The organism is Enterococcus sp. DIV0691, assembly GCF_051711145.1.
GTDB lineage: Bacteria > Bacillota > Bacilli > Lactobacillales > Enterococcaceae > Enterococcus_B > Enterococcus_B hirae.
In genome coordinates, this window is record NZ_JBIOLY010000001.1 from 1,260,399 (window position 1) to 1,281,035 (window position 20,637).

Below are 20,637 nucleotides of genomic sequence, written 5' to 3' on the forward strand. Positions count from 1 at the left end.
GACAAGATGTAAAATAAAAGTATTGAGAGATTTTAAACAAGAGGACAGAAAATTCTCACTTCTTTTTAATAAATTGGTGTTAGAGTGAGCTCATCCAAAAATCCTAATTCTATATCCTATTCGAGCTTGCGACAGTGATGTCCAACTCTGAAAAACAAAGGGAAGCATCCGAAAATGCAAGAAGCTATTTTCGGATGTTTTACTTTACTTTCAAGTGAACGATGATGAGTGTAAAGGGAGAGAGATATCTGAATAATGTAAACAAATCTATAGCTTTGTGATCCTACTTGTGAAAGGAAGAAGTGACTAAATAGCTGTAATACTTTCATCTGTTGAGGCGTATAAATCGACAAATTGATAAGCTTGATTTTAGTATTTTGCGATTCTTTTCTTTTTCAGGTAAGCTTATAGTCAAAGGAGTGGGAGTGGTGAAGCAATCAAAAATATCGGTACGTAACCTTGTTGAATTTATCTTAAGGCGTGGCAGTATCGACAATCGTAAAAAAAGTAACCATACCGCACTGGAAGGTGCCAAGATCCATCGGAAGCTTCAAAAAGATGCTGGAGAAGACTATGAAAAAGAAGTCTTTTTAAAGACGACTGTCCACTTCGAGGAATACCAGCTAATCATAGAAGGGCGAGCAGATGGCGTGTTCCAAAAAGAAGGCATCTATTATATTGATGAAATAAAAACTTCGGAACCGAGGTATGAAGACTTAGAAAAAGAACAAATTGAATTATTTTTCCATCAAGCAAGAACCTATGCTTATATTTATTGTCATGAACATGATTTAAAAGAAATCAATTTGCAACTAACTTATTATCAAACTACTGAAGGAATCATTACCCGAAAAGTTGAGCATCAAACCATCGAACAATTAAATGAGTTTTTTAAAAAACTTACAGATGACTATAAAGAATGGCTGATTTTTCAAGAGAATTGGCGTACCGTTCGAAATGCTTCTTTGATGGCTTTGAAATTCCCCTATGACAACTACCGTAAAGGTCAAAGAGAGTTAGCAGTCGCTGCCTATAAAACGATTCGTACAAAACAAAAATTATTCGTCGAAGCACCGACAGGAACTGGAAAAACAGTTTCTACACTGTTCTCCGCTTTGAAAGCAATAGGGGAAGAAGAGGGAGAACGCATTTTTTATTTAACGGCTAAAACAATCACGAGACAAGTCGCTGAAGATGCTTTGGAGGCGTTAAAAGATGTGGGTGCTGAGACCAAAAGTGTGACTTTGACAGCCAAAGATAAGATTTGTTTTTTAGACGAAACAACATGTAATCCAGATCAATGTCCGTATGCCAACGGTTATTACAATCGAATCAATGAAGGATTATGGGATTTATTGAATCATGAAAATCAAATCACCAGAGAAGTTATTGAAACCTATGCGAAGAAACATACGTTATGTCCTTTTGAGTTGTCGCTAGATGTGAGTTTATGGTGTGATGTGATTATTGGGGATTATAATTATTTGTTTGATCCGACTGTTTATTTACGACGTTTTTTTGAAGGCGAAAAAAATGAGGATCATCTTTTTCTGATTGATGAAGCCCATAATTTGGTCAGTCGTTCCCGAGAGATGTACTCCGCAAAACTTTCATATCGAAGCGCTAGAAACGTCTATGCACTCATTCCAAAAGAATTTAAAAAGTTAAGACGACGTTTTAATAAGTTACTTAAAGCGTTCGATCAGATTCAGGAAATTTCAAATGAAGATGGGTGGACCTACCACCACCAAAAAGCACCCGCGGACACATTGGTTAATGCTGGTTATCAATTGAGTGAGCACATCCAAGAGTGGTTGGCAGAGTATCCTGAACATGCCATTCAAGAGACGTTACTCCCCTTTTATTTTGACCTACTTCACTTTTTGAAAATCAGTGAATTTTACGATGATCATTATGAAACAACTGTAGAGAAAACTTATCAAGATTTCATCATCAAAGCATTTTGCATCGATCCTAGTGATTTTTTAGAACAATCGTTAGCCAAGGGGAGAAGTAGTATCTTATTTTCCGCTAGTTTTTCGCCATTGTCTTATTACCAAGAAACGCTAGGAGGAAAAGAGAGCTTAGCTTATCGCTTGCCAAGTCCTTTTCCAGAAAAAAACCAAAAAGTGCTGATCACAAATTATTTAGAAACAACTTATCGTAAACGAGAAGAGAACATGCCTCGATTGATTGAAACGATCCAACATTTTACAAAAGAAAAAATCGGGAATTACTTGATATTTTTCCCCTCTTACCAATATTTGGATCAGGCAGTAACAGCCTTTCAGGAAAAATATCCAGATGTTAAGGTGCTGATTCAAGATACCATGATGAGTGAAACTGAGAGAGAAACATTTTTGAAGCAATTTCAAATTGATCCAGACGAAACCTTACTAGCTTTTTGTGTGTTAGGCGGAATCTTTTCAGAAGGGATCGATTTAAAAGGAACCCGATTAATTGGCAGTATGATCGTTGGCGTTGGGTTACCACAAATGAACCATGAGCAGGAGTTGATCAAAGAATATTATGACGAAAAAGATCAGCTGGGATTTGCTTATGCGTACCAATTACCTGGTATGAATAAAGTCTTACAAGCAGCGGGGCGTGTCATTAGAGATGCCAGTGATCAGGGAATCGTTTTGTTAGCAGATCAGCGTTTTACTCGGTTGGATTATCGCCAATTATTTCCAAGACATTGGCAGTCAGCGACCACTGTCAGAAACCTTTCTGAACTCACAAAAGAAATCACCGATTTTTGGCACAAAAGTAAATAATTGGAGATGCGAAAAAACTCTAGCGCTAGTAGTTTAAAATTAAAAACACCTGAATCAACCACAAACGACTGGTAGATTCAGGTGTCTTATCTGTTCAAGCGCGTATTGGATCAATTGTTTCATTGTCTGACAAGTAAAGCTATCTGTTAACGATAGTTAGTAAACTGAAGTTCGATTGGCAGATCTAATTTTCGCAATAAAGCAATCACCGCTTGAAGGTCATCACGGTTTTTTCCAGTTACACGAATTTGATCTTCTTGAATCTGGGTTTTTACTTTAATCTTTGAATTTTTGATCTCAGTTGTGATTTTCTTGGCATTTTCCCGATCAATGCCATTGATAAGTTCAGCGGATTGGCGTGCTTTTCCTCCAAGGGCATGCTCTGATTCAGAGAAATGGATATTTTTGATTGGAACATTTCGTTTGTTTAATTTACTGAACAAGACATCTTTGATTTGTTCGATCTTGAAATCATCGTCACTGAGAATGGTTAATTTATTGTTATCAAATTTGATATCAATAGTCGAATCTTTAAAATCAAAACGGTTGGTTAATTCTTTTATTGTTTGCTGGATCGCATTTCTGACTTCTTCGATTGTGACCTCTGAAACAATGTCAAAACTTGCATCTTTTGCCATAGTGATCCTCCTGATTTGTTTTTATTTTATTGTATCATAGTCAAATGATTGTGTTGAAGCTTTACTAAAATTATTCTCATTTATGATTCAAGTATTTTAATTTAATTCATAACCTGTTATTCTTACAATTGGAATAACTTTGAAAGGAAGAGGTGCTTGTGAGTAAGATTATGACAGTGTATCAAAGAAATGAAATATTAAAAAAGATTGTGGTTATCTTAGTCACCGGATTGACCGCAGCGGTTGCCTTAAATTATTTTTTGATTCCAGCAAACGTCTTTTCCGCAGGGATGAATGGGATTGCCCAAATCATTGCCTCGTTATTATCTGACTGGCTCCACGTAAAAGTGGACACAGGTGCCTTTATCTTTATTTTGAATATCCCTGTCTTTATTCTAGGGTTCTTGAAAGTAGGCAGACGAGCAACGATTTTAAGTTTTGTCAATGTAGTAGCCGTATCGGTAGCAACTACCTTACTTCCCACTGGGCAGGTGACGGACAATATTTTAATGAATGCCTTAGTCGGCGGTGTTTTGTTAGGTGTTGGTGTAGGGATCTCACTTAAAATGGGGTTTACAACTGGAGGAATGGATATTATTTCTTTAGTCCTTTCACAAACTACGGGGAAAACCGTTGGAAATTATATGCTGATGTTAAATGGTTTGATCGTGGTGATTGCGGGCTTTCTTTTTAACTGGGAGAGTGCGCTCTATACGATTATCTCTATCTATGCCATGACCCAAGTGATTGATGCGATTCATACGAGTCATCAAAAAGTGACCGCCATGATTGTGACGGTCAAACCAGATGAAGTGACCGCAGCGATCGCTCAAAATATGGTTCGAGGAATGACCCTCTTACCATCAATCGGTGGCTATTCTAAAAAAGAAGGTAAAACGATCATGATGGTGATCACTCGTTATGAAATGTATGATTTAGATCAAATCGTCCATGAAATCGACGAAGATGCTTTTATCAATATTTTACCAACGCATTCGGTATTTGGCCGTTTTGCTAATGAAAGCGAACAAAATCTTTACCGTTCTACGGGTGTCTTTCCCGAAATAAAGAAAACTCCTTCAAAAACTAAAAAACAATAATTGATTTAAATAAGTCAGAAGAATTTTCTGTTTTCAACCTGCTAAATGAGAATAGAACCTCTCGATTCTCATTTACAAATGAGCAAAAAAAGAGTATGATAAATGAAAATTGCATGAAGGAGTGCTGCAAGATGAGCGAAGCAAACCAAAAATGGTCTGCAGAAGAAGTCAATGAAATCAAGGAACGAATCTTAGCTGCCTTAGAAATGGTCATCGACCCTGAACTAGGGATCGATATCGTCAACCTAGGCTTGATCTATGAAATCGAGTTTGATCCAGAAAACGGAGAAACAGTCATTAAAATGACCTTAACAACCATGGGTTGCCCGTTAGCTGATATCCTAACTGAATCAATCCACGACGCCTTAAAAGAAGTGCCAGAAGTAACTAAGGCAGAAGTCAAACTAGTTTGGTATCCAGCCTGGACGACGGATAAGATGAGTCGCTATGCACGGATTGCACTTGGTATCAGATAATTTTGACACGGGTTTCATATTCAACGAGTAAACAACTTTTAAACTCCTTTATCAACTTTTAGAAAAAGTTGGTGAGGGAGTTTTTGTTATTGTCTTTAGACCTAGTTTCACTCGCAAAGCGAGTGAAACATAAAACCACCTGCTATGCGGGTGGGGAATAAATGGTTCTACCAAAAAGCCCTTCATATCGTTAAAATATGATTGTTCAGGTCATATTGATAACGAAAGGAAGGGATAGAAATTGGCTAATAAAGCAAATAGTTTAGCCCATACAAAGTGGCTATGTAAATACCACATTGTATTCACACCAAAGTATAGAAGAAAAATCATCTATAATCAATATCGAGCAAGCATTCAAGAGATTATTAAACGGTTATGCAAATATAAGGGGGTAGAAATATTAGAAGGACATATGATGCCAGATCACGTTCATCTGTTATTGAGTATTCCACCAAAAATGAGTGTATCCAGTTTTATGGGCTATCTAAAAGGAAAAAGTGCGTTAATGATTTTTGACAAACATGCGAATTTAAAATATAAGTTTGGGAATCGACATTTTTGGGCAGAAGGCTATTATGTAAGTACAGTGGGACTGAATGAAGCGACCATAAGAAAATACATTCAAGAACAAGAGAAACATGATATAGCACTAGATAAATTGAGCGTACGAGAATATGAAGACCCTTTCAAGGGTTAAAGAGTAATACAACCACCTTTTTAAAGGTGAGCAAAAGTGGCAAAGGCAATATGGCTTGAACATGAAATGAGAAAGCCAGCGTCTTTAGGCGCTGGCCGGTGTAAAGGGCTTATAGCCCTAGTGCAAACCACCCTTTTGAAGGGTGGTTATGATTTTGTAAAAATTGATGCTTGATGAAGTAAAATTGTCAAAATATGAATAAATGATAACGACTTTTATCCCTTTCTCTTTTTCTATTCAAATCGCATCTCGAAATTCTTTATAAATCATACTTAATAAATTAAGTTGTGTTTTATTTTTAACAATGTTAAACTTTGTTTAATTATATTTATATTTTGTTGGGAGGTTAATGAATGGAATGGTTTTTTAATTTAGAACCTGAGGAACAAGTATTTATTAAGAAATTTTTGTTGGCATCAGGTTCCTTAAAGCAGTTAGCAAAAGAGTATGAAGTTAGTTACCCAACAGTAAGATTAAGGTTAGATAGATTAATTGAAAAAATAAAACTTTTTGATATAAAGCAAGAAGATTCTTTTGAAGTATCAATGATGCAACTCGTGATTAACGAAAAGATAAGCTTAGACGTAGCAAAAGAAATTATAAAAAAACATAGGGAGAGTATAGATGAATAATATAATACAATTTTTATTTATTGCAGGTATTATTGGGTTTCAAACCCTAAGTGGTTATATAGGGAATAAATATATGGGAGCGATCTTACCAGTGATTTTCAGTGGTTTAGTTGTTTTTATCGTTTTGACAGGTCATTTAAATCTAACATTTAGAAATATATTAATGCCTATTGTTGGTTTGATTACATTGATCTGTATTTATGAAGGCGGAAAAGAATCAAAGAAAAAAAAGACAATAAAAGAAATGGAAAAAATGAAAGCAAAGGATATCTTGAATCAATAACGAGTTATTGGCGATACACTAACTTAAACTCTTTTAACAGCTTTTAGTAAATGCTGATAGAAGAGTTTTTTTTCTATGTAAAATATTCGGATAGCTGATGTACTGAAAGATTGTACAGTATAGGAAAATAATTGCGAAAGAGGTTGTTGAAACTCAAAAAATTTATAGCTTCCAAATTATCTAACATTCTAAGCAAACGCACAAAACAGTTTTTTAGTAAGCGTTTTCTGTTCCTGGTTTTCATGATATACTATTTTTAAGTCAATCAAAAGGAGAATGAACATGAGAAAACAACGAGGTAGCTACTCGATATAGTGGAATGGATAGACCTATATCGAGTATGCTTTATCCAATCGACTATATCGCCGTCAACGATTATAAAATCATAATGACTGGAGCGATAAAAGATGATGGACCAATTAAAAAAAGAGTGGCTTAAAAGTGAGGAACAACAGAAAAATTTTACTGGCTGGGATTTTTCCTATTTAGATGGGAAATGGTCGTGTGAAGAGCCTCCGTGGGATTACCGAGAGCTTGTTTTAAATTATTTAACTCCAACTATGTCTCTATTAGATATGGGAACAGGTGGAGGTGAATTGTTACAAACATTTAACCATCCTTATGAACAGACAGCAGTAACGGAAGGGTATCCGCCTAATTACCAGCTATTATTACAAACACTTGACCCTCAAGGTGTAACAGTAAAATTTGTGGGGGAAGAGGACGTATTGGATTTTCCAGATGATTCATTTGATCTAGTGATCAATTCTCATGAATCTTTTGCAGTAGCTGAAGTGAAGCGTGTCTTGAAACCAGATGGGTTATTTATTTCTCAACAAGTAGGAGATTTCAACGGGTTGAATTTGGCTTCTCGTTTGATGCCAGAAGTAAGGAAAGAATGTTTTGATTTTCATCTTTCCTTAGTGAAAGCAGAACTAGAACAGCACCATTTTGATCTTTTGTTTTGTGACGAAGCCTATTTGAATCAACAATTCTTTGATATGGATAGTTTGATCTTTTATGTACGGACGATTGAATGGGAGTACCCAGGATTTACAGTTGAGAAAAATTTCAAAGAGTTATTGGGACTTTATGAAGAGTTGAAACGACATGGTACGATTTATAATTTGCAACATCGTTTTGCTTTTGTTGCTCGTAATACAAAATAATGAACACATAAAAGTTACTACAAATCATTTTGAAATTCCTTATGGTGAGCAGGTGATTTAGCAAAAAAGAGGGGGTGCGTTATATGCGACCAAAATCAAAAGATGAATTGCTTGAAAAAGCAAACAGCCAATTCGATGATTTATGGAAATTAATTAACGGTATGAGTGAGGAAGATCGCAAGCAATCCTTTCAATTTAGTGAAGAGTTTTTGGCGAAAAAAAAGGAAGCACATTGGCGACGAGACAAAGACTTAAAAGATGTATTGATCCATTTATACGAATGGCATCAACTATTGTTACGATGGCTTGAAAGCAACTTTAACGGGGAAGAAAGAAATTTCTTGCCTGAACCGTATAATTGGCGAACCTACGGGAAGATGAATGAAGAGTTTGTAGAAAAGCATCAAACAACTTCTTTAGTGGAAGCTGAAAACGATCTGAAAAAAAGCCATGAGCAAGTAATGAAAAAATTAGATGCATTGAGTGATGAAGAGTTATTCCAGAAAAAGCAATTTGCATGGGTGGGAAATACCACATTAGGTAGTTATTTCATTTCTGCAACTGCCAGTCACTACGAATGGGCAATCAAGAAGTTAAAACAATCTCAAAAAAATAAATGAATAGAATCAATAAAAAAGCGAAGATCCTAAAGAGGGACCTTCGCTTTTTAAACAAGCTATTTTATATTAGTACCAACCGTTTGCTTCCCAGAAAGATTTAGCTGCTTCCCATGAGCCATAACGAGAAGATACGTATTGTTCAGCAACTCGTTCTTGGTTTGCTGCTGAATAGTCACCATTTAAGTAAGAAGAATCTAATTGGTAACGTCCGATGTAACGACCGTTTGTTGCTGTATAAGAACCGCTAGATTCTTTTTGAGCGATCCATTCTTTCGCTGAGCTTGTGTTTGTTGTCGCTGGTGTTGCTTGTGCCGCTGTTTGCGTTGCTTGAGCAACTGGTTGAGCAGGTGCTGCTTGTTGAACTGGTTCTTGCTTCACTGGTTGTTCAGCCACTGTTTTTGTTTGAGCAGGCGCTTGGTAAGCTGTTTGTGTTGTTGCTGCTTGTTCGCCTGTTGGGATTGTTAATTGTTGACCTGAATAAATCAAGTTGATGTTTGAGATTGAATTTTTTTCTGCAATAGTTTGGATCAAGGAGTTATCACCAACGTATTTTTGAGAAATCGTTGATAGCGTATCACCTGATTGAACGGTATAAGCTTCGTCCGCATGTGCAGATGTTCCCATAAAGAATAGTGCGCCGGCAGTCAAAGTTGTTCCTAATAGTAATGTTTTAAGTGATTTCATGTAAGATCTCCTTCATAAATTTAAAAATAGTTTTGTTGTGTCCAACGAGGAATACTTTACCATGGGAAAATATTTCATAGGTAAAAGCTCTATGACACTTTGTAACAAAGATACGTTTTTTGTAACAAACAGATTATCATAAAATGTGAAAAACAATGAGAAAACCGTCATAAACGTTTAAAATAAACCACTAACAAGGACAATTGATGAGAAAAATAAACACTAGAAACAAGTAAAAAAAAGCTACATTTTTTGAAAATAAATACGAAATAATTGAAAACAGCGTAATTTTTTTTAAATTTAGCATGTGATGTTACAATAATAGAAACAAGGAGGCGATAACATGAGTAAGAGATATCAAAAAATAATGGTAGCTGTCGATGGGTCTAAGCAATCAGAACAAGCTTTTTTGGAAGCGCTAGATTTAGCGAAAGATAATGAAGCCGAATTATTTATCGTTTCGATCATCAATAAAGTAGAGTTGACACATAGCGCCTACGCATTTTCAAAAATCTATGCAGAAGAAAAACAGAAGATAGAAGTCGAAATGTTAAAAAAGATCCATGATGCGAAAGAATATGGGATCAATGACATCCATGCTATTGTTGAAACTGGTGACCCACGTAACTTGATTGGGACGGTGTTTCCACAACAAGAAGCGATCGATTTGATTGTCATGGGGGCTACTGGTAAAGGAGCAATCCAACAAGCTTTAGTCGGCTCTACAGCATCTTATGTTGTTACTCATGCGCCCTGCAGTGTGTTAGTGGTCAAATAAGGAGGGGAAAGAATGGTACGTCCACAAGAGGTTACAGCTCCTAAAGAAAAAATAGAAATCCTCAAAATTTTAGAAGATGGTACGCAGACGAAAAAAGGTTATTCTGTTGCTTTAGTGAAATGGTCAGGCAAAACAGCGATTGCCTTACGCTGGGATGGTGATAGTCTGCAAGAGAAAGGATTTCCTGTCACTGTAAATGGGTACCATCCAGCTTGGTTCGTTTTGCCAGATCGATTAACAGATCTTTATAGTAGAGACTATCGGGAGTACCAAGAGTCGATCCGGTTTATCACGTCAAGTGATCAAAAAGAATAGCTTTTGTGCTGCGGAAGAAAGTTCATTGTGTGAAAGAATCGTAAACATTCAACATTGAGACAACCTTTTATATCAACAGGTTCCTAATAACTGAAGTAGGTGAAAAGATGAGTGCTGGTGATGTATTGAATGAAGTCAAGCAACTATGTAAAGAAAAGAAGTACGAAGAAGCAAAAATTTTGATTGAATCAAATAAAGAATTGCTAGAGGACAAATTTTCTGTTGCCCAACAGTTTATTGATTTAAAACAAGCATCAATCCTTGAACGGTTCAAATCTTTCTTTGGTGTAAATGAATGATCAAAAATGAGTGTGAAAAAGTGGTTGCTCACTTTTTTCACACTCATTTTTTGTTCGTTTATTCACAATCTATACACACACTAATCTTGTTTATTTAATAAATAAAATATCCAAAGTATCAGTATAATGACTGAAATAACTAAACTAATGACATGTCTAATTAAGACAGAAGGGATTTCCCAATGACGGAAAGAAAAGATTTGATAAGTAAAATAGATGCTTGGAAGAGAAATAAGTAAAACAGATAGTTTCTTTTTTGTCCAATTTATGTAATAGAAAAGAATACTTAGCATGATGAAAAATGGAATGTAAAAAACAAGCTGACCAATCGCAATCACGAGAGTGCCTCCCAGAATAATAATGATATCTGATACAAAATAACATTTTGTATCAAATGATGCAAGTATTTCTTTAATTGATAACCAAGAAGGACATACAAAGGTTTTTGATTAACAAGAAGTTTCTTGCTATAATTGATCCGAAAGAAAGGATGAAATTTTCATGGATCAAGTAATGTTAGAAGTCGATTTACATTTAGTAAACAATATACGTGTGATTTACTATGTGGTCAGTAATAGTGTAGAAAAAAGAGTACTGATGAATAAAATCAATGGTATTCTGACGAAAAAAGGTGTACACCAATTCAGCAGTAGCGAAGACAATTATTATAGTATACCTGTTGAAAAAGTTTTATATACAACGGTAAATGTCAGAACAGACCTAGATACAAAAGTAGATCATGAACCAATTTTTACTACGTATTGATTGTGACGGAGGAGAACAATGAATCCATACGAAGCACTTATCCAAGAATTGATTGACGGAAAAATTGAAAAAATTGAGGTCAAAAGAGAAGAGGTCATGCTTTTTCGTGAAGCGTGGCTAAAATTAGAGAATCGTAAATATGTCGTAGGTAAGGCATTATTGAACGGGAATGTAGTTTATCATTATGATCCAACTAGGCTGTATTAATTACAAGAAATTAATCATATGGCAAAATTGTTGCTCATGATTTTATCATTAAAAAAAACGCTTGAAATGGTTTTAGCCGTTTTGAGCGTTTTTTAATATTGAGCATTATTTAGAACAAGGTGAGCAAAAGCTTTTGTGCCAAAGTCGGAGAAAAATCTCCAACTAGAGGCGGATGATGCCGTTTATTTTTATGGATATAATGAAATAAAAATAGGAGGTAGAAAAATGAAAGTAGTAAAAGTAGTTATTGGAACGGTATTATTTGCAGGAGTCGCATTAGTTGGCTTGAAGTTTTATACGCAAAACGCCCACGATGAGATGGCAGGTGTGGTAGACCAATTAAATCCGTTGGTAACAAAAGGAGAGGTATACGTCAAGACGAAAAAACCAGATGAAGTCAATTCATATGGAACAGCGACTTATATCCAAAAAGCTGCCGATCAAAAGGGACATAAACGACCGATTGAATTTACAGGTTTATCTATTTTAAAAGAAGGACATTATTTAAAGATCATTAATAAGGGCGCTCACGTCGAGTCATATGAAGAAGTTGACAAAAAAGAAGTACCTAAAAAAGCATTAGCTATCATTGGATAAATATAATTTTATTATGTAAACTTAAAGAGAATATAAAAAAACCAATCAGAAACTGAGTTTCTGAATGGTTTTTTTATTGGGATGGTAGGGTTCGAACCTGCAATTGCTTGATTCAGAGTCAAGTGCCTTACCAGTTTGGCTACATCCCAATCAAACAATTTGATCATAGCATGACACAAGAAAAATGCAAGTGATCACGCTTTATCCAACTTTTCTTTGACAATGATCATACGTTTTTCTAACTTTCTGATTAATGCAGATGGAAGTGGGATCAAATTGGCAATTGATAATGTATTAGAAAGTAACTGAAATTCTTTTAGTGGAGCATCGATGATTCGATAGATCGTTGCCAAACGTTCGATGTATTCAAAATGTGTATAGTTTGTTTGTGAGATTAAAAATTTCAATAAATCAATCGCTTTTGCATAATCTTTCTCAGAATAATAGGCTAATGCTTGACGATAAAGTTTGATCTGTAACTCATTGAGTGAAACTGGGCTATAGCGATCCGTCCATTCCTTGACGGAAACTTTGGTTGGTGTATGACCATTTACATCACGAACGAAAATAATCGGAATTTCATTAGGATCTATTTTTTTATGAATTTTTTCCATTTCCCTCAATCCTTTCCATCATATTTAGCTAGAGTATAATGTATTTTTTATAAAAATACTAGCTTTTCTCTAAAGTCAACATTTGACCACCCATTGAGGTGAAAATTGCCTCAAAATCTTTGATTGCTACGGGTCTATTTTTTTCTCCATAAGGATCATTTACATAAATATTGTCATTGTCATAACCAGTAACTACACAGGCATGGTTTAATGGTGTCACTTTTACTTGCCCATTGTTTGTTTGCCAAGTAACGAAATCAGTATCAGTAGGCACTTGGAAATCTAAAGTAACGGAGGCCCACACAGGCTTTCCTTGTTGTAAAGCTTTCTTAATGTCATTGATTGTTGCATCGGTTTTTGGAAGAGTATGATAATCTGTTTTTACGATTGTCTGTGCCAACGAAGCGATAGGCGGGACATAGACGCCCATTGCCCAATCTCCACCGCTGATGTCCCCAACAAACCCTTCATTAGGATCGCCATGTGTACCATCAGCATTAAAAACAGGAACGTAATTCAATTGTTGAGCTAACTGGTTTTTAGAAGTCTCGTAACCATAATAAGAAAGCAGCATGGACAGTGAAGTAACTTCACAGCCATTTCCTAACGCTGGCTCGGTGAATTGGCTTTCCAAGGGGACATCAAGTAAAACTTGTTTTTTAGCATAACTACTCACTTTTTCAGTATCCTTTCCAACATTGTGTGAATGGTGAAAATAAGTGGTGGCAGAAAAAATAACGAATAATAGGACTGCCAAGAATAATATTTTTTTACCAATGAATCTTTTCATAATAATTCCCCTTTTTTCTGATATTTACATATTATAATGCTTTTTTTTAAAAATAAAATAAAAAATTTGACATGTTGTTTTCCAAATTTAAAATAAAAAGACAAAAGTCCTGAAAAATCACAGGATCAATAGCCGAATAATTTTTTTTAAATTGAAAAAAATGTTTCGATTTATTGATAGTTTTTAATTGTGAAAACGAAAACAGTACGCTATAATGCCAGTAAGGTCGAAATAAATCGCAGGTCAAATAACAAATGTTTTTAGATGATGTTTATTTGAAAGAGCAATTACTGTTTGAAAAAAACAGTTACCTTATAAAAGAGCTTGGTAGTTTAGGAGGATTTTGATGACGGAAGAAATGATTAATTTAGGAGAGCAATATTCATGTAAACCGATTGGGTTTACAAAAGCAGTTATCGGAGAAGTTGTTTCAAAAATGACGAATTGTGCCGTAGTCAAAGTTGCTCAATGCGCAATGGAAGATCAAGAGTTATTAGAAGAAAAAGCAAGTATGGTTGTTGCAAAATACGAAACATTTGAATAAGAAGAAATGATTTTGGACGTACAGTAACGAAATCGGTACTGTATGTCCTTTTGCTTGTAATTTTTATTTCTTTTTCGAGTATTTGGAAAGAGAAAAGAGGTGTAGTTAGATGATTAGTATATTTACTTTACTATTATTTTTATTTGTCTTTGTTATGTGTTTGTTTTTATGGTTGGTACGTCGAGAAATCGTCTATCGAACGGTTAGAAATCGCTGGGTTTACTTAGTCGTGCCTTTTCTGGCAATCTTAGTTCTTTGGTTTACGCTGATTAGTCAACCAACTGCAGATGAATTGGCAAAAGGGGTCTTGTCAGCGCTAATTTTCATCAGCTTTTTACTAGATAGTCGTGGTATAACAGAAGATGGGCTTGTTCTAAATAGCTTTGATAAAAAAGGTGTTCCTTTTTCTGAGATCAATAAAATCGTTTTGTATCAACCGGAAGGATCTTCCATCATAAAAATGAATTTCTTTCGTAACGGTTGGCGTGGACCCATGCTGAAATTTTCTGTATCAATGGAAGAGTTGGTCACTTTTTTAGCACAGCATTTAAATGATGATGCCGAAATTGATATTATGATTGATTCTGATCAAGAGTAAGTTACTTTAGAATAAGAACAAAGAACGATAGTGAGCGATATATGGGATGAACCTATTTCGGAGTCGCATATATAATAAGAGACTGAGGCAAGTATTAGCTCGGTCTCTTTTTTCTTTGCCTTGCAGACGCTAGATTACACAGCATTTCAAAATGATTCTTCGTATGAGAAAGAGTTTGTTTATTTATTTTTGAATCGTTGCGATCACTTTTATAATAACATTAAAAAAATTGTTTCACTAATTTGATATATATTAGCTCTATTATAATGAAAGGACTTTTAATTTTAATGAAGAGGATAAAACTCAATTTTTTCAAAATTATATTCTCACTATTCATTTTTTCGATCTCTGTTTTAAAAATAAATAGTGAACTTTCTACCATTAGGTTAAGCAAAGTGTTACAAACAATTAGTAATGAATCTATCTTAAAAATTTTCAGTTTGTTTTTAGTAGGTGCTTTAGGCATTTTCATTCTTTGTCTCTACGATTTTGTATTGATCCGAAAACTGAAGACGATGAAAATTTCTAAAATAAAACTATTAAAAATCAGCTGGATTGCCAATTCATTCAATGCAGTTTTGGGATTTGGTGGAATTTTTGGTGCCAGCGTACGTTATAATTTCTATAAAAACTATATTGACCAAAGCAGAGTAAACCAACTAAAAAAAGCGATTTCGCTATTATTGATCTCATCTATTTCTGGTGTGGGCGTATTATCTGCAATGGTGCTGCTAAATGTTTTTCCAGAAAGTCATTTATTAGAGGGAAATGATACGATCAAGATTGGTTTAATTGTCAGTGCTTGTTTGTTGCCTCTATATATCGGCTACATTAGTATCAAACCGCCACTTCCAGCTGCGAGATGGTTAGGTTTACAATTCACGATCGTATCAACGATTGATTATCTCACTTCTGGTATTGTGATGTACGTCGCGTTTCGTTTTCTTAACTTGCAGGTTCAATTCGTTGATATGGAAAGTATTTTTATTTTAGCAACGATTGCTGGAATTATTAGTATGGTACCAGGTGGTTTTGGTGCGTTTGATGTCATTTTCCTTTTAGGCGCTACACAGGAGCTGCAGATAGATAAAGAAGCAGTATTGATGGCGCTGATTCTGTATCGTTTAGCGTATTACTTCATTCCACTATTGTTTGGTTTATTGTTCAGTGTGAGTGAAGTTCAAATGCTGATTAGTCAAAAAATCAGCAATAATCAATTTACGATTCTTACGAAGGAATTTACGACAGTAGTATTTTCGATTACGCAAGCACAGATGAAGCAAATTGGAAGAACGCTCAGCACAGCCATTTTTCTATTTTGTTCATTAACATTTTTATTTGATTCATGCATTTTATTTTTTGAATATGCATATATGGGAATGAAGTCGGCTTTTTTTATTGCGCCAATTTACGTATGTCTGAGCATTTTATTACTGACAGATGTCGTAGGGATTTATAAAGGGGCGATCGATACTTGGAAAATGTTGCGTTTCAAACTGATGTTATTAGCACTTTGTCAGTTTTATCTTTTTTGGGAAGACCAAAGTTTGACAGCCCTCTTATTAACAACGGTATTATTTGTAGATACTCTATTTTATAGGAGATGGTTAGAGGTCGAAGTCATCAAACAAAGTGTTTTAGAAAAATTGATTTGGACTTTAGCGTGTCTCTATGTATTTGATAGTCTAACTGAAATTTTTCCGATATTGCCTAGACAATCATTCTTTATTCTGAGTGGAACGACACTATTATTGCTTTTACTTTCTGGGCTTTGGTCAGTTATACACCGAAGAAGAAAAAGGAAATCATTAAAGCTTGATTTAAAGCTATTAGATGATGCTGAATATCGAAATTTCTTAGAACAAAATGGTGGAAATCACTTAGCTCATTTAGGTTTTTTAAAGGAAAACCGAGTTGCGTGGTGGGAAGATGTTGCAGTGATTTATCAAGAAAATAACCATTATCTCTTTATTTTAGGTGATCCAGTTGGTAAACAAGAAGCCATTTTTCCTTTTTTGAAAACTTTGGTGTCTAAAGCGAATCAATTAGGCAAACGAATTGTTTTTTATCAAGCTTCCACACAGTACCTTAGTTTTTATAATGATCTAAATTGCGAATTTTTCAAGTTAGGAGAAGAAGCAGTCATTGATTTATCTGAGTTTTCACTATCAGGGAAGAAGAAGAGAGGGTTTAGAGCAACATTAAACCAAATGGAAAAACTAGGGTATACATTTGAAATCATCGAACCGACAATTGTTTCAGAGTCATCAGAAAGCTTGGGCTCAATTTCTTCGGAATTTTCACCAACATCACAGTTATCCCATGATCGTGAACTGTTGTCAGAATTGAAAGAAGTATCTGATCAATGGTTAAGGTCAAAAAATGAGATGACTTTTTCTGTCGGACGATTTGAGAAGGAATATTTAAATTGTGCAGCAGTTGGTATTATAAGAAATCAAGAACAAAAAATTGTTGGCTTTGTTTCCATGATGCCAACTTATACTAATGAGACCATTTCAGTCGACTTGATCCGTTGGTCTATCAGCGAAGAAGTGGCAATGATGGATGCTCTTTATTTATATTCCATCCTATGGGCTAAGGAACAAGGTTATCAAAAATTCAATTTAGGAATGGCTCCGTTCTCTTCTACTTATAAAAACACAATTAATTTAGAGAATACGTTTATTTACAGCGTCTATAATAATACTCAGTATTTGTATTCATTCAAAGGGTTAAGGAAATACAAAGAAAAATACAAGCCTCAGTGGGCTGCAAAATATCTCGTTTACGAAAATAAAACCTGGGTGTTGAAAAACTTATATGCTTGTTATAAATTAATTCATTCAAAATAATAGAAAAAGATGATAGTCGTAACAAAGCCATTAGGAAGAGGTTGAGACAAAAGTGTTTAGTATCAAGAAATAAGAAGGAATTTCCGAAAATTGACAAGGAACACAAAAACTCATTTTATTCGTTTTAGAGATACTAGAAGAGACTGAGACAACTTTTGTCCCAGTCTCTTCTAGTATCTAATTTTTTAAGATCATTAAAGGTATCTCTAAATTTTTTAGTGAAATTTGATAGAATTTATTAATAGGCAAGTCTAATAGAACGCATGAATAGACTATTTTAAGATTTTTATGTAATTAATGTAACAAGTCCTTCTGGTTAAAGGTAGGATAAAAGAAAATTGATAAAGAGCTCAGGGCGACCTTCGCCCCGAGCTCTTTATCTTTAGTAGTTTAATATAGACAGAAATGGTATCACAGAGTGAACATTAAACCATAAGCAGACACTTTTAAGGAGTTGAAAAGCTATTTTAAAAATGTGCACTTATTGTTCAAGTTAAAGCACGCTATTCACAACCATTAAAGTATTGGGCTAAAAGTTGGTTATTACATAGAGGTTTTAGTTAAATACACGGAAACGATCTTCGTCGTTCATATATTCTTTTTCTCCAGCTGGTGTTTCTGGTGAGCCAAACACTAATTGAGAACGTAGTTTCCAATTAGATGGGATGTTCCATTCTTTAGCGACAGCTTCGTCAATTACTGGATTGTAATGTTGCAAGTTAGCTCCTAAACCTTGTTCTGTTAAGGCTACCCATGTATTTGCTGTAGCAATCCCATTTGATTGTTCTGACCAATCTGGGAAGTTGTCAGCATATAATGTAAATTGTTCTTGGAGATTTTTGATGATATCTGTATCTTTAAAGAACAAGACTGTTCCATAGCCTTTTTTGAAGCCAGCTAATTTATTTTGCGTATTTGGAAAAGCTTCAGCAGGTGTCAATGGGCGAAGAGCTTCTTCGGTCATTTCCCATAATTTTTCGTGAGCATCTCCAAAAAGAATGACTGCTCGTGTTGATTGTGCATTAAATGCAGTTGGACTTTCTTTGATTGCTTCTTTGATCAAAGCTGTTAATTCTTCATTTGATAGTGTTACGTTACGTCCTAAATCATATATAGAACGACGGTTTTGCAAAGTTGTTGTAAATGTTGTCATGGTGAAATCTCCTTTAGTTGCGATCTGCATATTTTATGAGTACAAACGAAGTATATCACCTTACAAAAAGTAAGTGAAATAATATGCTCACAAAAAATAAGTAAATTTTTTAATGAATATTAAAATAATAGAGGTTATTTTAGTTAACGTTTCCATTGTTGTTAAACTAAGTAAAACTCGATCATTTTAAAATAGCAATATATAATTATTAAATATCTGTTTATTTTTTATTATCATTTTCCCATTAAATTTTATTCGTTTTTATAGAAAATAAGTATATATTTCTTAAATAAGTTTTTTAGTTAAATTTTTCAGTGAATATTTATAGTATTTTCTGAAAATTTAAAGAATTGGGGTATGGATTATGGAAAATCAACAAGACAAGGGCTTCTTCGGTCAGCCGAAGGGGTTGTCAACATTGTTCTTCACAGAGATGTGGGAACGATTTAGTTATTATGGTATGCGTGCGCTGTTGCTTTACTACATGTACGATACTGTAGCAAACGGTGGACTTGGATTACCTACCGCAACAGCATTAGCAATTATGTCAATTTATGGTTCACTGATTTATATGTCTAGTATCATCGGTGGTTGGGTTTCAGACCGGGTACTAGGTGCAAAAAGAACTGTTTTCTTCGGTGGAATATTTATTATGCTTGGACATATCGTCTTAGCGTTGCCATTTGGTGTTTCCACTTTATTCGTCTCAATGGCTTTGATTATCTTTGGGACAGCCTTTTTGAAACCAAATGTTTCCGGAATGGTTGGACATCTTTATTCAAAAACTGATTTAAGACGAGATGCCGGCTTCTCTATTTTTTATATGGGGATCAACTTAGGTGCGATGTTAGCACCGATCATCGTAGGAACGATCGGACAAGAATACAACTACCATCTTGGCTTCTCATTAGCTGCAATCGGAATGTTCTTTGGACTGTTACAATACGTGATCCAAGGACGTAAAACGTTGGATGGTATAGGAACAGTTGCTCCTAACCCATTAACAGCAGCAGAGCGTAAAAAATTCATTCGTAACTTAGTCATTGCTTTAGTTGTGATTGTAGCAATCTTTGGTGGCGCACAAGTCACTGGGCATTTAACCATTGATTTCTTTGTCAATTCAATTAGTGTTTTAGGTATTCTTTTACCGTTATACTATTTTGTTAAAATGTTAACAGCTAAAAATGTTACAGCAGAGGAAAAACCAAAAGTATGGGCGTATATCCCATTATTTTTAGCAGCGATCATTTTCTGGTCGTTACAAGAACAAGGATCTTCCATCTTAGCTCTGTTTGCACAAGAACGGACACAATCAACATTGTTCGGTATGAATATTCCAGCTAGTTGGTACCAATCATTGAATCCGATTTTCATCTTCGTCTTGACACCAGTATTTGTTACATTGTGGACGAGATTAGGAAAACGACAACCATCAACAGTAGTGAAATTTTCACTAGGACTATTATTTGCTGGGTTATCTTTCTTATTAATGATGTTACCAGGCATGCTTTATGGCACAGATAGTAAAGTAAGTCCAATGTGGTTGATCGGCAGCTTCTTCATTGTCGTAATCGCTGAATTATGCTTATCACCAGTTGGCTTGTCTGCGACAACAAAATTAGCACCTAAAGCTTTTGAATCACAAACCATTGCTATCTGGTTCTTGGCAGATGCTTCTTCACAAGCGATCAATGCACAAATCGCGCGTTTCTATACACCAGGTACTGAATCTGCTTATTTCGGGATTGTCGGTGTCGTAGCAATCGTCGGAGCAGTTGTATTGTTTATGATCAAAGAACCAATCAAAAAATTGATGGGTTCCATTCATTAAATCAAATGAAGTTATAAAAGAAAGCACCAAAGTTAGTGGAAATAACTAGCTTTGGTGCTTTTTTTATATGGATAAGTATAAGAAATAAGTAAAGGATAGCGATTGATGGATGTGAATCGCAAGAAGTAGTCTTAAACTTTTTTTGAGAGGATTTGGTAAAATAATCTCTATAAGCGCAAACAATTAATTTCTAAAAAAATAGGAGAAAGAACAAATGT

The 20,637-nt window shown here is 34.9% G+C and carries 24 protein-coding genes and 1 tRNA gene; 18 read left to right on the plus strand and 7 right to left on the minus strand.

Going from position 1 to position 20,637, the window contains the following annotated elements:
- The first annotated feature begins 425 nt into the window (after positions 1–425).
- Positions 426–2,777 (plus strand): ATP-dependent DNA helicase, encoded by a 2,352-nt coding sequence (locus IGJ11_RS05680; RefSeq protein ID WP_251849604.1) that lies wholly within the window; start codon positions 426–428, stop codon positions 2,775–2,777.
- A gap of 146 nt (positions 2,778–2,923) precedes the next feature.
- Here IGJ11_RS05680 and IGJ11_RS05685 read toward each other — a convergent pair whose 3' ends face one another.
- Positions 2,924–3,415 (minus strand): YajQ family cyclic di-GMP-binding protein, encoded by a 492-nt coding sequence (locus tag IGJ11_RS05685; protein ID WP_010719331.1) that lies wholly within the window; start codon positions 3,413–3,415, stop codon positions 2,924–2,926.
- 158 nt (positions 3,416–3,573) lie between these two features.
- Between IGJ11_RS05685 and IGJ11_RS05690 the strand changes: the two genes are divergently transcribed.
- The 7 genes from IGJ11_RS05690 (at position 3,574) to IGJ11_RS05720 (ending at position 8,392) form a co-directional block, all read left to right on the plus strand.
- Complete coding sequence (locus tag IGJ11_RS05690; protein ID WP_010737469.1) at positions 3,574–4,515, plus strand: YitT family protein; 942 nt, start codon at positions 3,574–3,576, stop codon at positions 4,513–4,515.
- Positions 4,516–4,646: 131 nt separating this feature from the next.
- Positions 4,647–4,991 (plus strand): metal-sulfur cluster assembly factor, encoded by a 345-nt coding sequence (locus IGJ11_RS05695; protein WP_010719329.1) that lies wholly within the window; start codon positions 4,647–4,649, stop codon positions 4,989–4,991.
- Positions 4,992–5,232: 241 nt separating this feature from the next.
- A complete protein-coding gene (gene tnpA, locus IGJ11_RS05700) occupies positions 5,233–5,688 on the plus strand; it encodes an IS200/IS605 family transposase (RefSeq protein WP_251850107.1) in 456 nt (151 codons plus the stop codon).
- Positions 5,689–6,041: 353 nt separating this feature from the next.
- Complete coding sequence (locus IGJ11_RS05705) at positions 6,042–6,320, plus strand: DUF2089 family protein (protein WP_063627040.1); 279 nt, start codon at positions 6,042–6,044, stop codon at positions 6,318–6,320.
- The gene (locus tag IGJ11_RS05710; RefSeq protein ID WP_034700666.1) at positions 6,313–6,603 is read left to right on the plus strand and encodes a hypothetical protein; all 291 of its coding nucleotides are present in this window, start codon (positions 6,313–6,315) and stop codon (positions 6,601–6,603) included. The genes IGJ11_RS05705 and IGJ11_RS05710 overlap by 8 nt, the downstream gene beginning before the upstream one ends.
- Before the next feature lie 407 nt (positions 6,604–7,010).
- Entirely contained in the window at positions 7,011–7,772 is a 762-nt protein-coding gene (locus IGJ11_RS05715) for a class I SAM-dependent methyltransferase (protein WP_010719323.1), read from the plus strand.
- Positions 7,773–7,855: 83 nt separating this feature from the next.
- Positions 7,856–8,392: a ClbS/DfsB family four-helix bundle protein gene (locus IGJ11_RS05720; RefSeq protein ID WP_207432320.1), complete on the plus strand. Its 537-nt coding sequence runs from the start codon at positions 7,856–7,858 to the stop codon at positions 8,390–8,392.
- 66 nt (positions 8,393–8,458) lie between these two features.
- Here IGJ11_RS05720 and IGJ11_RS05725 read toward each other — a convergent pair whose 3' ends face one another.
- The gene (locus tag IGJ11_RS05725) at positions 8,459–9,076 is read right to left on the minus strand and encodes a LysM peptidoglycan-binding domain-containing protein (protein WP_010737411.1); all 618 of its coding nucleotides are present in this window, start codon (positions 9,074–9,076) and stop codon (positions 8,459–8,461) included.
- 343 nt (positions 9,077–9,419) lie between these two features.
- Here IGJ11_RS05725 and IGJ11_RS05730 point away from each other — a divergent pair, with 343 nt between their 5' ends.
- The 3 genes from IGJ11_RS05730 (at position 9,420) to IGJ11_RS05740 (ending at position 10,468) form a co-directional block, all read left to right on the plus strand.
- The gene (locus IGJ11_RS05730; RefSeq protein ID WP_010719320.1) at positions 9,420–9,854 is read left to right on the plus strand and encodes a universal stress protein; all 435 of its coding nucleotides are present in this window, start codon (positions 9,420–9,422) and stop codon (positions 9,852–9,854) included.
- Positions 9,855–9,866: 12 nt separating this feature from the next.
- A complete protein-coding gene (locus tag IGJ11_RS05735) occupies positions 9,867–10,169 on the plus strand; it encodes a hypothetical protein (RefSeq protein WP_010719319.1) in 303 nt (100 codons plus the stop codon).
- Positions 10,170–10,276: 107 nt separating this feature from the next.
- Positions 10,277–10,468, plus strand: coding sequence for a hypothetical protein (locus tag IGJ11_RS05740; protein WP_010719318.1), 192 nt, complete (start codon positions 10,277–10,279; stop codon positions 10,466–10,468).
- 80 nt (positions 10,469–10,548) lie between these two features.
- Here the strand turns inward: IGJ11_RS05740 and IGJ11_RS05745 are convergent, their stop codons facing one another.
- A complete protein-coding gene (locus tag IGJ11_RS05745; RefSeq protein ID WP_088775783.1) occupies positions 10,549–10,806 on the minus strand; it encodes a glucose uptake protein in 258 nt (85 codons plus the stop codon).
- A gap of 163 nt (positions 10,807–10,969) precedes the next feature.
- On the opposite strand from IGJ11_RS05745, the gene IGJ11_RS05750 reads away from it, so the two are divergent.
- From IGJ11_RS05750 to IGJ11_RS05760, 3 genes are all read left to right on the plus strand, one after another.
- Positions 10,970–11,233 carry a hypothetical protein gene (locus tag IGJ11_RS05750; protein ID WP_010737474.1) on the plus strand — a complete coding sequence of 88 codons (264 nt, stop codon included), beginning with the start codon at positions 10,970–10,972 and terminating at the stop codon, positions 11,231–11,233.
- An 18-nt stretch (positions 11,234–11,251) separates the two neighbouring features.
- Positions 11,252–11,440 carry a hypothetical protein gene (locus IGJ11_RS05755; protein WP_010719315.1) on the plus strand — a complete coding sequence of 63 codons (189 nt, stop codon included), beginning with the start codon at positions 11,252–11,254 and terminating at the stop codon, positions 11,438–11,440.
- A 225-nt stretch (positions 11,441–11,665) separates the two neighbouring features.
- Positions 11,666–12,037, plus strand: coding sequence for a YxeA family protein (locus IGJ11_RS05760; RefSeq protein WP_207432318.1), 372 nt, complete (start codon positions 11,666–11,668; stop codon positions 12,035–12,037).
- A 76-nt stretch (positions 12,038–12,113) separates the two neighbouring features.
- Here the strand turns inward: IGJ11_RS05760 and IGJ11_RS05765 are convergent.
- The 3 genes from IGJ11_RS05765 to IGJ11_RS05775 form a co-directional block, all read right to left on the minus strand.
- Positions 12,114–12,186 (minus strand) — tRNA-Gln (locus IGJ11_RS05765).
- Positions 12,187–12,231: 45 nt separating this feature from the next.
- Complete coding sequence (locus IGJ11_RS05770; RefSeq protein ID WP_053766358.1) at positions 12,232–12,651, minus strand: hypothetical protein; 420 nt, start codon at positions 12,649–12,651, stop codon at positions 12,232–12,234.
- A gap of 58 nt (positions 12,652–12,709) precedes the next feature.
- On the minus strand, positions 12,710–13,441 hold the full coding sequence (locus IGJ11_RS05775; protein WP_034700662.1) for a C39 family peptidase: 732 nt from the start codon (positions 13,439–13,441) through the stop codon (positions 12,710–12,712).
- 346 nt (positions 13,442–13,787) lie between these two features.
- On the opposite strand from IGJ11_RS05775, the gene IGJ11_RS05780 reads away from it, so the two are divergent.
- The 3 genes from IGJ11_RS05780 (at position 13,788) to IGJ11_RS05790 (ending at position 17,435) form a co-directional block, all read left to right on the plus strand.
- On the plus strand, positions 13,788–13,985 hold the full coding sequence (locus tag IGJ11_RS05780; protein WP_010719311.1) for a hypothetical protein: 198 nt from the start codon (positions 13,788–13,790) through the stop codon (positions 13,983–13,985).
- A 109-nt stretch (positions 13,986–14,094) separates the two neighbouring features.
- Positions 14,095–14,583 (plus strand): hypothetical protein, encoded by a 489-nt coding sequence (locus IGJ11_RS05785; protein ID WP_010719310.1) that lies wholly within the window; start codon positions 14,095–14,097, stop codon positions 14,581–14,583.
- Between the two features lie 395 nt (positions 14,584–14,978).
- Positions 14,979–17,435: a phosphatidylglycerol lysyltransferase domain-containing protein gene (locus tag IGJ11_RS05790; protein WP_251849777.1), complete on the plus strand. Its 2,457-nt coding sequence runs from the start codon at positions 14,979–14,981 to the stop codon at positions 17,433–17,435.
- Positions 17,436–17,991: 556 nt separating this feature from the next.
- On the opposite strand, the gene IGJ11_RS05795 is transcribed toward IGJ11_RS05790, so the two are convergent.
- Positions 17,992–18,588 carry a nitroreductase family protein gene (locus tag IGJ11_RS05795; RefSeq protein WP_010719308.1) on the minus strand — a complete coding sequence of 199 codons (597 nt, stop codon included), beginning with the start codon at positions 18,586–18,588 and terminating at the stop codon, positions 17,992–17,994.
- A gap of 364 nt (positions 18,589–18,952) precedes the next feature.
- Between IGJ11_RS05795 and IGJ11_RS05800 the strand changes: the two genes are divergently transcribed.
- Positions 18,953–20,419, plus strand: a complete 1,467-nt coding sequence (locus IGJ11_RS05800; RefSeq protein ID WP_010719307.1) for a peptide MFS transporter — start codon at positions 18,953–18,955, stop codon at positions 20,417–20,419.
- Positions 20,420–20,637: the final 218 nt, after the last annotated feature.

Bases quoted from the DNA above. Each gene is read 5' to 3' on its own strand.
- IGJ11_RS05685 (WP_010719331.1), bottom strand. From the start codon at position 3,415: ATGGCAAAAGATGCAAGTTTTGACATTGTTTCAGAGGTCACAATCGAA.
- IGJ11_RS05695 (WP_010719329.1), top strand. From the start codon at position 4,647: ATGAGCGAAGCAAACCAAAAATGGTCTGCAGAAGAAGTCAATGAAATC.
- IGJ11_RS05705 (WP_063627040.1), top strand. From the start codon at position 6,042: ATGGAATGGTTTTTTAATTTAGAACCTGAGGAACAAGTATTTATTAAG.
- IGJ11_RS05710 (WP_034700666.1), top strand. From the start codon at position 6,313: ATGAATAATATAATACAATTTTTATTTATTGCAGGTATTATTGGGTTT.
- IGJ11_RS05715 (WP_010719323.1), top strand. From the start codon at position 7,011: ATGATGGACCAATTAAAAAAAGAGTGGCTTAAAAGTGAGGAACAACAG.
- IGJ11_RS05720 (WP_207432320.1), top strand. From the start codon at position 7,856: ATGCGACCAAAATCAAAAGATGAATTGCTTGAAAAAGCAAACAGCCAA.
- IGJ11_RS05725 (WP_010737411.1), bottom strand. From the start codon at position 9,076: ATGAAATCACTTAAAACATTACTATTAGGAACAACTTTGACTGCCGGC.
- IGJ11_RS05730 (WP_010719320.1), top strand. From the start codon at position 9,420: ATGAGTAAGAGATATCAAAAAATAATGGTAGCTGTCGATGGGTCTAAG.
- IGJ11_RS05735 (WP_010719319.1), top strand. From the start codon at position 9,867: ATGGTACGTCCACAAGAGGTTACAGCTCCTAAAGAAAAAATAGAAATC.
- IGJ11_RS05740 (WP_010719318.1), top strand. From the start codon at position 10,277: ATGAGTGCTGGTGATGTATTGAATGAAGTCAAGCAACTATGTAAAGAA.
- IGJ11_RS05750 (WP_010737474.1), top strand. From the start codon at position 10,970: ATGGATCAAGTAATGTTAGAAGTCGATTTACATTTAGTAAACAATATA.
- IGJ11_RS05755 (WP_010719315.1), top strand. From the start codon at position 11,252: ATGAATCCATACGAAGCACTTATCCAAGAATTGATTGACGGAAAAATT.
- IGJ11_RS05760 (WP_207432318.1), top strand. From the start codon at position 11,666: ATGAAAGTAGTAAAAGTAGTTATTGGAACGGTATTATTTGCAGGAGTC.
- IGJ11_RS05770 (WP_053766358.1), bottom strand. From the start codon at position 12,651: ATGGAAAAAATTCATAAAAAAATAGATCCTAATGAAATTCCGATTATT.
- IGJ11_RS05775 (WP_034700662.1), bottom strand. From the start codon at position 13,441: ATGAAAAGATTCATTGGTAAAAAAATATTATTCTTGGCAGTCCTATTA.
- IGJ11_RS05780 (WP_010719311.1), top strand. From the start codon at position 13,788: ATGACGGAAGAAATGATTAATTTAGGAGAGCAATATTCATGTAAACCG.
- IGJ11_RS05785 (WP_010719310.1), top strand. From the start codon at position 14,095: ATGATTAGTATATTTACTTTACTATTATTTTTATTTGTCTTTGTTATG.
- IGJ11_RS05795 (WP_010719308.1), bottom strand. From the start codon at position 18,588: ATGACAACATTTACAACAACTTTGCAAAACCGTCGTTCTATATATGAT.
- IGJ11_RS05800 (WP_010719307.1), top strand. From the start codon at position 18,953: ATGGAAAATCAACAAGACAAGGGCTTCTTCGGTCAGCCGAAGGGGTTG.